Here is a 13,515-nt window from a genome sequence, read left to right as displayed (position 1 = left end):
ATTATGCTAGGCGAAACCCTCATCCGGCAAGGACTCGATAATTTTCAGCTGCAACCCTTCGGCCTGACGTTCCCACGCTTCAGCCGGCGGTGGGTTGACGTGGCACAGGCGGACATCAGCGGACAAATCACTTACAGTCGCCAGAACATGCAACTGCAAAGCAGCGCTAACTGGCTGGCACCCTTTGGGGGGCTGGTACACAAGGTTGGCGGTGGTACCCCCTACAATCTGCCCGTCAGCCTGATGCAACCCGGTGGCACGGCGGTGACCCAGGAGGGCCTGGTGCTCCAACTGGACCCGGGGGCCTACCTAAGGCTCCGTCGGCTGTACGCAAACCTCCTGGAGGATAACACCACCCACAATCCCCGCCGCGAGCGGGGAGAAAGCCTGCGTTCGGTACCCAACTACTTTTTCATCGAGGGGAGCTTTCCGGGCTCCCAACTGGGCGGGCAAATTGACGTAGGGGAGGACATCGGCATGTCGGGCAACCTGACCATCTACGACGAGCAGGGCCATCCCATCGACCCGCTCAGCGTGGCTTCGGCCCTCCTGGCTTTGGCCGGAGAACACGAGGTATTGCTGGCCGACGATAGTGCGCCCGACCAGCTTACGGCCATCAATGACCTGGAGACAAACGGTAGCTTTCTGGTACGGCTTGTGCGTCGGAACGGGACCCCATACGACGGTACGAACCTGATGGAAAACCTGGAGAGTACGGGCGCATTCACCGCCCAGGGCATCTTTCCGGCCGCGGCCTTCAGCGGCACGGATACCACCATTCTACGGGAGATCAACCGCAAGGCGGGCACGGGTAACAGTGGCGATTTCCCGGACGCTCAGGCACGGCTCCTGATGGTCGGTGCGGCCGCTTACGGACGGCTGAGCAACCGGGTGCGGCTGCCCGCCCTCCCCGGGGGCGTTACCCTGAAGCACGACTTCTTCACGCTAGAGGTGCTGGACCTGACCACCTACCTCACCGGTACGCCGGATGCGGCCTTCAACGGCAGTAAAATTGAGCCCAAGCCGATCATCCGCCTACACGACCACATACAGCTGCTTTCCTCCGGTAATGACGTGATGGGGGGATTGAGTGCGATCGTGGAGGGAAGTCCCGACGACGCCCTGCTGGTGGGGGAGACCATCGAAGAAGATTTCACGCTACCGCCGGATTTGGCGACGACCCAATGGCCCGATTTTCCCGCGCTGCCCGGTGGCCTGACGGCCACCATGGAAGATAGCCTGCCCCCCAACTTGCGGGCGGAGCTGATCGAACATTCCACCGCCGCCTTCATCGACGAAGGGCAACCGGTGGACGTGAACGTGCTGCTGACGCTGACGGGATTGCCCGTGGGGGCCGCCGTACGGGCGTATCACCGGAGGTTGGGCACCGACTTTACTGAAGAGCGGGGCGACGGTGCCGGTGGCACCGTAGGAACGGAAGTCGCCGCCCTGAGCGGACGAACCTACAACGGACTGCTGGTGCTGCGCCTGGAGGATCCGCTGGGTCTGGAAGTCACGCCCGGCAATTTCGTGGCCGCCGTGGAACCGCAACTTAACGTAGACCTGGTGGTGGTCCTGCGCAACGGGACCCGTCGGATTTACGGCAACGTACAACTTCCCATCTCCACCACCGCCGTGGCCGACACCACTACGCCGGTAGACAACGGGCTCCGGGACGTCGCGCGCCGGGGAATTGGACACGCCGGACTGGTGGGACTGCCGGGTCCGACCGTCAACCTTCCCGCTTCTCCTTCGGCGGAGGATTTGCTCAATGCGGCGCTGCAGGCCATGGGGGAGACCAATCCCATCGGTCGGGATGCTCCGCGCTTGCCGTTGATGCTCCGTCGGGAGATACTCGCCGGAAGCCGCCGGGGAACGAACTGGCGGGGGCTGATTAGCGGCAGTCGCGTGGACCGAAGCCTGCACACGGCCGAACCCCGCCGGGGTGCCCCCGGCAGTCCGGGGAGCCGGGAAACGCAGAGTACCGGGCTCTACACCCAACACGGGCGCCTGGCCTACACCCTGGCCCGCCACGCGCTGCGGCGTACGGAGAGTTTCTACACCCGACTGCCCATCCTGGTCGACGACACCAACTGGGGCGAGCCCGCTGAACCTACGGCCCTGGCCATCGGCACCGACCAGACCGCCGACGCCGGGCCCTTTGCTTCGGTTGTGTTACAGACCATCAGTCCCAACGCCGAAACCCCCGAACTGGCCCTGCTGAAGAGTCTGGTGGACGGTAACATCAACAGCATTCCCACCTCCTTTGACGCTCTCGTCGATCAGTTAAAAGCCTGGGTAAACAGCCTCAACGTAGGGTCTCTGCCGGGGGTACTGGGCACCGGGGTAACGCGGTTGCGAACCGAAGTGGTGAACTGGTTGGAACAACAGAAAGACGGTAATGCACTGTCGGAGAGTCAACGGGAACGCCTGTACAGCGAGGTCCTGCGGGAACTGTCCACGGCCTGTTACGGTCGGCGGGATAGCCTGTGGGCGCTGGAAGAGGGTATCCAATCCGCCCGTAACTTCATCTACCTGGAAACGCCCGCCCTGGGACCGGTGCGCTACGGCACCGCGGGCAATGAGTATTCCCGGGATGTACTCAAGATGATTCAGGACCGGATGAACGAGGTCCCGGCGCTGAAGCTGATGATCTGCGTGCCCAAAGTGCCGGAATACGACCGGCGCTACCATCCGTTGCGGAAAAAGGAAATCGCGGAGCGGTTTAAATTATTCGTAGCGACAACCTCGGGGAGCAGCACGACTACTCCCTTGCTGCGGGACGACCGTACGGTGGTCTTTCATCCGATGGGCTTTCCCGGTCGGCCGAGCGGACTGAACACGCAGACGGTCATCATCGACGACCAGTGGATGCTGACCGGTTCCACGACCATGCGCCGGCGGGGGCTGACCTTTGACGGCGGCACCGACGTGGCGCTCACGGGTTTTGATCGGGTAGGGGGGAAGGTGACCGCCATCCGGGATCACCGCGTGGCGCTGCTGCAGCAGCGCCTCCAGCTGGAACGCTCCAACAAGACCACCCTGGCGGGCAGCAATCAGGCCCGGCTCCGGGACGGCCGGGCGGCCTTCACCCTCATCCGGGAGATGCTCCGGGCCGACGGCTATGGCCTCATTGAGCGGCTCTGGGACGGAAAAGATCCCCACATTGCCTACACTGAACCCACCATGGACGAGAACATCTGGAACCCCGAGGGGCAGACCTACTCGGCGGGCATTGCAACGCTGGTGAGTTGGTTGTTGTCGCAGGGGTCGGGGAGTACGACGGTGTTTCATGATGTGTAGTTGGCAGTCTTACCGTAGCTTTCGGTGCGCTAGCGGAGGTACGAAGAACATTAGAAAGACGAGGTTACCCTATCTTGTTGCAGCTAAAGCTTAGTTCATTTTGTGCAAACAGGTATATAGCGTCAAGGGAGATGAGAAAACCTGCTCTTGGCCTGCCTACATTGCGGCCCTCGATCCTTCCGGAAACGACGATGATTTCGTTTTACCACACGATGAAGAAGGCCTTTGTTTGTTTCACAGTAAGGACATTGACTGGAAGAGAAATCATGCCTGCTTTGAGAGCTTTGTTACGCTGTTGAGCTACCTAAATGATGATCCGCGCCGCGAGGAGATCATGCTGCAGAATTTCATTATTACTGGTCTTGAGTTGGAGGATCAACCCGGACACCCAGATTATGCCTGCCTGTTTGAACGCTACGTTTTTCGCAAGTTGCTCCTAATGTTCGACTGCGTATTTGTGGATGAGGTAGAGATGGAAGCCGTTCGTTTCTTCGATGAAGTTTGTTTAGTGAGCTGCGAGTTTAAAAAGCAGATTCTCGTCACGAACTGTCGTTTCAATGAAAATGTGGACATGTTTGACAATTGCCTATTCAAAGGGACACTTAGGCTCCATGGCAACCACTTTAAGTCGCCTTTCTCCATTGTTCAATCGACAACAGAACAGGGATTAGACATCGACATCAACGATTTTTTCGGCCGTTTTTTATTATCAGATTGTCAATTACTGAATGGAGAAGAAAGCCTGTATATCATGGCCAATTTCCATAACGGGTTTGAGCTCAGAAACAACAAGACCGGTGATTACCTGAATTTGCAAGAATGTACCTTTCGTGGGGACTGCAGTATCCATAATTATTCGGCGACAACCACGCTCCACCTGGAAGAATTCGATAGTGCTACCCAATCGCATCCAGTTTTTGATATTATCGTGAGGATTACCAATAACACCGGCCATGTCCGTGATGCACAAGAATCCTGACTCTTCGTCGATGCGGATATGGCTCTCACCTATGGGTATACGCTTCATGATGATCTTGATTCTTGAATTCTAATTGGGTCGGATCCGACCCAATTAGAATTGTTTATTGTGCCTTTAAGATGAAACAAATTTACTAAAATATTTCGCTAGTCTTTTTCCTTGAGCAAGAAATCTACCGCCTTCTGCACCGCCGAAGCCGCCTGAAACAAGAACTTCTTATCCTTCCGCAGATGCGTGAGATAGCCCTCGAGATAAGCCGCCGCGTTTTCTTCCAGTGGCTGACTGCTGATACCAGCGATCTGGCAAAGATAGGCAGCCCCTAGTTCGGCGGTAAGTTCCTCCAGGGCGTAAGGAGCAGAGCCGGGACGCCGCTGCTCCTGGGGAAGGGTGATGCCGGGACGTTTCAGCCGTCCGGCGCTACCGGTAGCATGGGTCATCTCGTGGAAGAGCGTTTTATAGTAGGCTTCCGGCGCGTGAAAACGCGGTAGTGGTGGCATGTTAATGCGGTCGTAGGTGACGCTGTAGAAGGCTTCATCGAGGTTATCATGGAGCACCTCGGGAGCTTGGTGGAAAGTGGCCACGAAATCGTCGCACTGCTGAATGGGACTATTAGGGTTCTCTTTGATCTCCGGAAACTCGAAATCGATACCATCGATGTCCGCCACGTTGAACAGGTGAAAAGTACGAGGCATCGGTATTACCTGAACAACCTTTCCCGCCTTGCTAAAGGCCTCCGCTTGTTGTGGTTTTAAGGTCTTCCCGTCAGCGTCCTTATAGTAAGGCTTTAGTTCCGCAGCGAACTTAACCTTAATAAAAGCGTCCGGTTTACCTTTGATCTTCTTCTTGGTAACCGTCAGGATGCTGGTGTTGACCTCGTAGACATCTCCGTTCTCGGTCGTCTCCGGAAAGGTGATGGAGCGGTTACGCAGCGAGTCGGCGGCTTCACGGATGTACCGGTAGGCCGACTTATCGGTAAACAGCTGAAAATCGTTAATAATGTCACGTGGGTATATATGGTACTCCTTATTGTCTTCGTCGGTGTGATCGATCATCATGATCATCTTGATGAAGATGCGGGTTTCCCACATGTTGAGTTTGTACCTGGCGTCAACCAGAAGGTTGGACTTCTGGACACGGCTATCGGAGGATCGTTTTAGATGTTGTGGCATGACAATGATTTTCAGGAACGGCGAAAGAACTCCTTTCGGCTTCACCCCTAACTATACCCAAACTTAAAGGGCGTCGCGACCAAGCGCAGTTTCGAAAAAAAGTAATTTGCCTAGTTCTACTTTTTCGAGTGTAAGTGGGTTGCCAATGCCGGCGGGGATGCCCGCCAGGTTGCTACCGTCAGGTAATATATAATCATTCAGCGTGCCAATATCACTTAGACGGATTAACGTACGTTCCAGTTCCGTATCAACACTGGAGATTGCTTCATCACGCAGGCATCCGGTCATGGCGACTAAAAACAGGAGTGATGGGAGTAGCTTCTGATAAAAAGGTGTGTACATTAGTAGATTATGATTGTTGCTTTAAAATGGCTTGCCCTTGAGCATGGGCTTTCGCGTTACCGGTAACCTAATCAGAATAGGAACACAACTTAAATCGGGGAGGGATATCTTATAGATTGCTATACAACCAGGATTATGATTTAACCTATAAAAATTCTAATTTTCGCGACTACAAAATTACGACAACTAAAAGCCTTAATGCTTACGAAATTGTGCAGGGAGTGTCTATATTATGCTCGACCCAACTATGTCCGCCAAATGCCCGTATCTTTGAACATGTAAATCACAAACGTTTGCACAAACTTCTCCACATATTATTGGCTTCTCTTGTCCTCTTCGGCTCCGCTGGTGTGACGGTAAGCCGTCATTTATGTATGGGGGAGTTGAAGTCCGTGGCCATCTTTGGCGAGGCGGAGAAGTGCCATAAAGAGCAGAAGAAAGCGCATTGCCCTTTCCACCCCGCGCCAGTGGAAGAGGAGAACGACAGTAAGAAGAAAGGGTGCTGTGACGACGAGCACGAGTTGGTGCAGATCGACGATCAGGAACAAACTGTAGTGGAGGCGCTGCCTGCCATCGTAGCAGTACTACCGGACTTCCCCCCACAGCTCTTTAACTATCTACCTCCGCATCCGCGGCCGCGCAAAAACACGAACTTTGAGAACTATCGCCCACCTCCCTTGATACTGGACTCGGTGCGTGAGTTCCAGGTATTCCGCATTTAATTCTACTTGACAATTTTATTCTCCCGCCAGCCACCGCTGACCGGGGCTTCTGTGATTTTTGTCAAGTATCGTTTTATGATTAACGTTTTTGTGCGCTTTTTCCTGGAGAATAAGCTGGTGGTTTGGCTGTTGCTACTGCTCTTCGTGGGCTGGGGTCTGGCCACTGCACCTTTTGAATTTAATATTTCTGGCCTACCCCGAGACCCTGTGGCCGTAGATGCCATCCCCGATATCGGGGAGAACCAGCAGATTGTCTTTACCCAATGGATGGGACAGTCGCCGCAGGACGTGGAGGATCAAATTACTTATCCGCTGACGTCGTCGTTATTGGGTATTCCCGGTGTCAAATCGGTCCGCTCCAATTCCATGTTTGGCTTTTCAAGCATCTATCTGATTTTTGAGGAGGATGTAGAATTCTACTGGTCACGCAGCCGGATACTTGAGAAGTTGAACTCCCTACCAGCTGGGTTGTTGCCGGAGGACGCCACACCTACGCTCGGCCCTGATGCTACGGCATTGGGGCAGGTCTATTGGTATACGTTGGAAGGCCGCGCACCGGACGGTACTCCCGTTGGAGGCTGGGACCTGGATGAACTAAGGAGTATACAAGACTTTTATGTCCGTTACGGTCTTAGTGCGGCTGGCGGCGTCAGTGAAGTAGCCAGCATTGGCGGCTTCGTGAAAGAGTACCAAGTAGATGTGGACCCTGAGAAAATGCGGGTGTACGGTATTACACTCGGTCAAGTGATGGCAGCCGTTAAGGGTTCCAACCTTGATGTGGGGGCGGCGACGTTAGAGATAAATTTGGCTGAGTATTTTGTCCGCGGGTTGGGGTACCTTCAAAATCTTGATGACCTTGAGCTCGCCGTCGTCAGCGAGCAAAACAATGTTCCTGTTTACCTCCGGGATGTGGCGCGGGTAACGATTGGACCGGCTGCCCGGCGAGGTGTCCTGGACAAATCGGGAGCAGAGGCAGTTGGTGGGGTAGTGGTGGCGCGCTATGGGGCTAACCCATTGGAGGTGATCAATAATGTAAAGGCTAAGATTGCAGAGTTGGCGCCGGGTTTGCCGAGACGGGAATTAGAAGATGGTACGATGAGCCAAGTGACCATTGTTCCTTTCTATGATCGTTCACAATTGATTCGGGAAACCATTGGGACACTGGAAGAAGCGTTGACGTTAGAGATTCTGATCACGGCCATCGTGGTAATCTTACTGTTGTTCAATCTGAAGTCTTCTTTACTCGTGGCGGGTACGCTTCCGGTGGCGGTGTTGATGTGTTTCATCGCGATGCGCTACTTTGGGGTGGATGCCAATATTGTGGCCCTCTCAGGTATCGCCATCGCAATCGGGACGATGGTGGATATGGGGATTGTCCTGACAGAGAGTATGGTTTACCGGCTGAATGATCCGCCAGAAGGGGAGAGTAGGTTGGAGAGTATTTACGAAGCGACTGTAGAGGTGGGATCGGCGGTGCTGACGGCGGTGGCGACAACGATTATTAGCTTTCTACCGGTTTTTACAATGGAGGCGGCAGAAGGCAAGCTGTTCCGTCCGCTGGCGTTTACGAAGACCTTTGCTCTGATTGCTGCGATCGTTGTTGCACTAGCATTTATACCCGCATTAGCCCATGTAGTTTTGGGCTGGGATCGGGATAGTAACCGGGTAAAAATCATTGGTAATAGTATCCTGATCGGGATGGGTATTGCTGCCTGGTTTGTCGTAGCTTGGTGGCTAGGATTAGTTACGATTCTGGCAGGCGTGCTTGGAATTGCTATGTCTGCTTTGACAAAAGAAGGTGAATCTGCAGGTGTGAAGAACCTTTGGAAAGAGCAAGGATTGCAAACGCTGATCAATGTCTCCATCGCGCTGGTACTTGCTTGGCTACTTGCTGGTTACTGGCTTCCACTTGGAGTTAATAAGAGTCAGGTTACGAACTTCCTTTTTGTTGTAGTAGTAGCTGGTAGTTTACTGGGCTTTTTCTGGCTGGTGATTCATTTCTACACGAAATTACTGGGCTTTTTGCTGAAGATTAAGGTCCTGTTTCTGGTTGTAATCGGACTATTGATCTTTACTGGTTTTCAGTCGTACCGTAGTATTGGAGAAGAATTCATGCCCGCGCTTGGGGAGGGGGCTTTCTTGCTCATGCCAACTAGTATGCCGCACGCCGGCATTGAGGAAAACCTCCGAAACGTTCGTAATCTAGATATGGCAATAACAACTATCCCCGAGGTAGAGATGATTGTCGGTAAAGCGGGCCGTGTGAATAGCCCACTGGACCCCGCGCCGCTTTCGATGTACGAAAATATGATATTGTACAAGACGGAATACGCAACGGATGAGGATGGGCACCGGCTACGATATAAGGTAAATGAGAAAGGAGAGTTTGTGTTGAAGAACGGAACCACTCTGCCAGCTAACCAAGCAACAGAAGCCTCGGTAGAAGACCTGATTCCTGATGAAAACGGTCTGTACTTTCGTCAATGGCGCGATCACATTAAATCTCCTGACGATATTTGGGGTCATATCGTTAGTGCAGCTCAGTTGCCAGGCGTAACCTCTGCGCCCAAGCTTCAGCCGATTGAAACTCGGTTGGTGATGTTGCAAACCGGTATGCGGGCACCGATGGGAATTAAGGTACGTGGACCCGATCTGGCGACCATCGAGGCTTTTGGCTTGGAACTAGAACGGGAGCTGAAAAATATCGATGGGGTGAAAGACGCCGCAGTCTTTGCTGATCGCATTGTTGGCAAGCCATATTTACTACTGGATGTGAAGCGGGAAATAATTGCTCGCTACGGGCTGAATGTAACGGACGTTCAACAACAGATCATGGCTACGGTTGGAGGGATGAAGATGACCACTACGGTGGAAGGCCGGGAACGCTACGCGGTCCGTCTGCGCTATCCGCGAGAGTTACGGGATGATCCGGAAGCTATTAAAAACATTCTTGTTCCGACGCGCAGCGGTCAGATCAAACTAGGGGAATTGATCGATATCCGCTACGAGCAAGGACCGCAGTCGATTAAGTCTGAAGACGGTTTCTTAGTGGGTTATGTGCTCTTCGATCGGCTAGATGGTTTTTCCGAAGTAGAGGTAGTCGAAAACGCAACGGCTTACCTGGATGGGCTTACGGAGTCGGGAGAGTTGGATATTCCGGCCGGTGTGAGTTACCGTTTCGCCGGCAACTACGAACAACAGGTCCGGGCTAATGAACGACTGAGCCTGGTGGTGCCAATCGCCCTTGGGCTGATCTTCTTGATTCTATATTTTCAGTTTAAGTCGATAACAACAGCCCTGATGGTATTCAGCGGCGTATTCGTGGCCTTCTCTGGAGGCTTCCTGTTACTTGGCGGCTACGCTGACCCTGACTTTATGAATTTTAGTTTCTTCGGCGAGAACCTGCGGGACCTGTTTCAGATGCGCACGATTAACCTGAGCGTGGCCGTTTGGGTCGGCTTCCTGGCTTTATTCGGCATTGCGACGGATGATGGGGTGTTGGTGGCCACCTTTCTGCGGGACAGCTTTGTGAGGAATACTCCTGAAACAGTTTCTGAGATCAGAGAAGCGGTTATTGAAGGTGGGCTAAGGCGGGTGAGACCGGCAATGATGACAACAGCTACAACGCTGCTGGCATTACTGCCTGTACTCACTGCTACGGGCCGGGGAGCAGATATCATGCTGCCGATGGCTATACCCAGTTTTGGGGGTATGGCGCTACAGGTGGTGACGATGTTTACGGTGCCGGTATTGTGGTGTATGCGCGAAGAAATCAAATTGAAATGGAATCAGAAATTCAGTAACTCATGAGGAAGTTAATGATTAACCTACTTGTGGCTGCGTCAGCAATAAGTATGCATCCGATGAGAATGCTCAAAGCAAAGGTGCCTCTTACCCTGCTGCTTCTACTCTTCTTCTGTCCCCGCGTCAGTGCTCAAAGTCTGGACAGCCTGAAGACAGAATTACGCCAGGAGAACCCTGAGCTAAGGGCCTTATTACTTGATTACGAAGCAGCGATGAAGATTGGTGCTCAGCAGAATCAATTACCTGACTTGGAAATTGGTGCTGGTGTTTTTGTCCTGCCGGTGGAAACCCGGACCGGACCGCAGCAATTTCGGATCGGCGCAACGCAAATGTTGCCCTGGCCAGGGAAGCTAGCGGCGATGGCCGCTACGGCGGATGCCCGTGCCCGACCACTATTAGAAAAGGTAGCTGCCCGTCAGCTGATGCTGATCTACAAGTTGGAGCGGGCCTATTACAGTCTGGCAGGTTTAGAAGCCCGCGCAGTCGTACTCCGTGAAAGTCTCGCGTTATACACCAGTCTTGACCGTTTGGCCTTGAGTCGAATTGAGAATGGGAAGGGAAGCTCGGTGGACGTCTACCGTATACAGTTGCAACGTCAACAAATTGAGCGGCAATTAGAAGAGCTCATTTACCTGGGCCAACAGGAAATGGTGACGATCAACGAGCTACTGGACCGCCCAGCAGAGACTCAGGTCGATGCCCGGGTAGCTATTGCGGAACGAGTAGCGGAGACCTTGGATTTTGCCCCAGATCTTGCGGCCGACGATCCTGACCTGAGCAACCACCCTGGATTGCGTATTTATGGATTGCAGCAGAAGGCTAATCGAGCCGCTATTGAACTAACGGATCTGGACCAGCGGCCCGACTTTGGCGTCGGCGTTGATTATATCGCGACCGGTCGCCGGGACGATCTGGACCCTCTGCGTAACGGCCGTGATGTGATTCTGCCCCGAGCTATGGTGACCATCCCTTTAAGTAAACGCAAATTCTCCGCCAAACGCCAGGAAGAGGAAGTCCGGATTCTTGCGCTGGACGCCCGGAGGGAATCCACAGAAAACGAATTTCGCGCGGAGATCAGGCGTGCTCTGAACACCATTGATAACGCAGCCAATGAGCTGTACTTCCTACGGGAACAATCGCAGGTGATTGATGCTACTATATCGATTGCCAGGAGTGAGTTCACTAACGGCAAACGGGCTTTTGATGAACTACTGCGATTGGAAAACCAACTGATCGGGTACCGCACGAAAACAGTGCTGGCACAAACGATCATTCTTACACAACGAGCGGTAATTGATCGCTACCTCATAAATCAATAAAGATGAATATTAGAACGATAATTTACCTGGTAGTGGCAGTAGTCCTGGGGCTGTTAGCCGGCTATTTCCTGTTTGGTGGCGAGGCCGAAGCAATGGATGAACACGCTGATCATGACCACGCAACAATGGACGAAGGCGTTGACGAAGCTGAGATCTGGACGTGCTCAATGCACCCGCAGATTCGGCAAGATGGCCCAGGCGCTTGTCCGCTTTGCGGCATGGATCTTATCCCGTTGGAATCTGGGAATTCAGCCGATCCGGCGGTGCTAACAATGACGGAGGCAGCAGTGGCGATGGCACGGGTGCGGACAGTTATTGTTGGTGATGCGCTGGTGGATGAGGGCGCGGACGCAGGTGCAAAAGGTGTTGGGGGAGCAGGGATTAAGCTTACTGGACGTCTTGCACCGGACGCGCGAACTGCCGCCGTCGAGGTTTCGGAGTTTGGTGGGCGGGTCGAGCGACTGTTCGTTTCTTTTGCGGGAGAGCAAGTTCGAGCCGGTCAACGGATTGCTATGGTGTATTCTCCTGATTTGGTAGTTGCTCAAGAGGAGTTGTTGCAAGCTAAGAAATATGTTGACGTTAATCCGGAGTTGATGGCTGCTGCTCGTGCTAAGCTGCGCAACCTAGAGGTGACCGATGAGCAGATTGGCGAGCTCGAAAAAACCAGTAAAGTCATCAATATTTTCCCAATCTATGCAGACCGAAGTGGGACTATATTGGAAACAAAGGCCGAGGTTGGCGAGTACGTCAAGGCTGGTGGGGCGCTATATACTTACACAAACCTGAGTAATCTTTGGGCGCTGTTTGATGCTTATGAGCAGGATTTAGCACAGATTAGGGTAGGGGATAAGGTTTCCTTTTCCGTTGCCTCTCAGCCAGGAGAAATTTATGATGGACGGGTGACCTTCATAGATCCGGTTATCGATCCGAAGACGCGGACAGCCGCTGTGCGAGCGGAGGTGAACAACCGCCTGGGACGGTTGAAGCCGGAGATGTTTATCGAGGGGACGGTTTCCCTCTCCCCCGGCCCCTCTCCTCGGGAGAGGGGAGACGTGGCAGGTGGCGATGAACTGATTGTTCCTCGTTCCTCCGTGCTTTGGACGGGCGAGCGCTCCGTCGCTTATGTGGAGTTGCCTGACATGGAAGTACCTACCTATGAGTTTCGGGAAATTATCGTTGGTGAGCGAGTAGGGGAGGGGTACCGAATTACTTCGGGCCTGGCTGCTGGCGACCGGGTGGTCGTCAATGGGGCCTTTCAGATCGACGCCTCGGCACAGCTCAACAATAAGGCTAGTATGATGAACCGGGATGTGCTCATCCAAGGACAGGAATCTGACGCGCCGGTAGCGGAGGAGGTTCCTGATTACCGGGAGGATACACCGGAAGCTTTTCGAGCGCAGTTGGGTAAAGTTGTTGAAGCCTACCTTCCGCTGAAAGACCGGATGGTCGCTACCGAACTGGCGGACGAAACGCTGCTGGCATCATTGAGAGAAATGTTGGCCAAGGTCGACATGATGCAGGTAAAAGGCGATGCACACGTTTACTGGATGAAGCAAATGGAAGCGATGGAAGCCCACGCTAATACGCTGCTGAAAAAGGATGAGGTGGAAGCCCAGCGAGCGCAGTTTGGCTTTCTCTCCCAAGCACTGATTAATGCTTTGACGGCTTTCGGCGTAGACGGCAAATATTACGTCCAACACTGCCCGATGGCTTTTGATAATGCCGGCGCCAACTGGCTTAGTAATGAAGAACAGATTCGCAACCCTTATTTCGGCGACAAGATGCTGAAGTGCGGGAGCGTGACCGAGGAACTATAAAGTGCGCTGACGCATCCGATGAACTTTTGTCCGGCTACACCAGGCCAAAAGATGTATCGG

At 53.5% G+C, this 13,515-nt stretch carries 8 protein-coding genes; 6 read left to right on the top strand and 2 right to left on the bottom strand.

What is annotated here, in order from left to right:
* Positions 1 to 3 precede the first annotated feature (3 nt).
* Complete coding sequence (locus E1J53_RS05520; RefSeq protein WP_134271946.1) at positions 4 to 3,303, top strand: hypothetical protein; 3,300 nt, start codon at positions 4 to 6, stop codon at positions 3,301 to 3,303.
* A 100-nt stretch (positions 3,304 to 3,403) separates the two neighbouring features.
* Positions 3,404 to 4,282 (top strand): hypothetical protein, encoded by an 879-nt coding sequence (locus tag E1J53_RS24235; protein WP_253930596.1) that lies wholly within the window; start codon positions 3,404 to 3,406, stop codon positions 4,280 to 4,282.
* Between the two features lie 146 nt (positions 4,283 to 4,428).
* Here E1J53_RS24235 and E1J53_RS05510 read toward each other — a convergent pair whose 3' ends face one another.
* Both E1J53_RS05510 and E1J53_RS05505 read right to left on the bottom strand, forming a co-directional pair.
* Positions 4,429 to 5,451: a zincin-like metallopeptidase domain-containing protein gene (locus E1J53_RS05510; protein ID WP_134271944.1), complete on the bottom strand. Its 1,023-nt coding sequence runs from the start codon at positions 5,449 to 5,451 to the stop codon at positions 4,429 to 4,431.
* Between the two features lie 63 nt (positions 5,452 to 5,514).
* Positions 5,515 to 5,793: a cytochrome-c peroxidase gene (locus tag E1J53_RS05505; protein ID WP_216650010.1), complete on the bottom strand. Its 279-nt coding sequence runs from the start codon at positions 5,791 to 5,793 to the stop codon at positions 5,515 to 5,517.
* 293 nt (positions 5,794 to 6,086) lie between these two features.
* On the opposite strand from E1J53_RS05505, the gene E1J53_RS05500 reads away from it, so the two are divergent.
* From E1J53_RS05500 to E1J53_RS05485, 4 genes are all read left to right on the top strand, one after another.
* A complete protein-coding gene (locus E1J53_RS05500; protein WP_134271943.1) occupies positions 6,087 to 6,515 on the top strand; it encodes a hypothetical protein in 429 nt (142 codons plus the stop codon).
* A gap of 75 nt (positions 6,516 to 6,590) precedes the next feature.
* Positions 6,591 to 10,325, top strand: coding sequence for an efflux RND transporter permease subunit (locus E1J53_RS05495; RefSeq protein ID WP_134272042.1), 3,735 nt, complete (start codon positions 6,591 to 6,593; stop codon positions 10,323 to 10,325).
* On the top strand, positions 10,322 to 11,638 hold the full coding sequence (locus E1J53_RS05490; protein ID WP_134271942.1) for a TolC family protein: 1,317 nt from the start codon (positions 10,322 to 10,324) through the stop codon (positions 11,636 to 11,638). The genes E1J53_RS05495 and E1J53_RS05490 overlap by 4 nt, the downstream gene beginning before the upstream one ends.
* A 2-nt stretch (positions 11,639 to 11,640) precedes the next feature.
* Positions 11,641 to 13,455: an efflux RND transporter periplasmic adaptor subunit gene (locus E1J53_RS05485; RefSeq protein ID WP_134271941.1), complete on the top strand. Its 1,815-nt coding sequence runs from the start codon at positions 11,641 to 11,643 to the stop codon at positions 13,453 to 13,455.
* Positions 13,456 to 13,515: the final 60 nt, after the last annotated feature.

Source organism: Lewinella sp. W8 (genome assembly GCF_004375085.3).
In the GTDB taxonomy this organism is placed as follows: domain Bacteria; phylum Bacteroidota; class Bacteroidia; order Chitinophagales; family Saprospiraceae; genus Neolewinella.
This window is presented reverse-complemented; position numbering and strand designations above follow the sequence as displayed.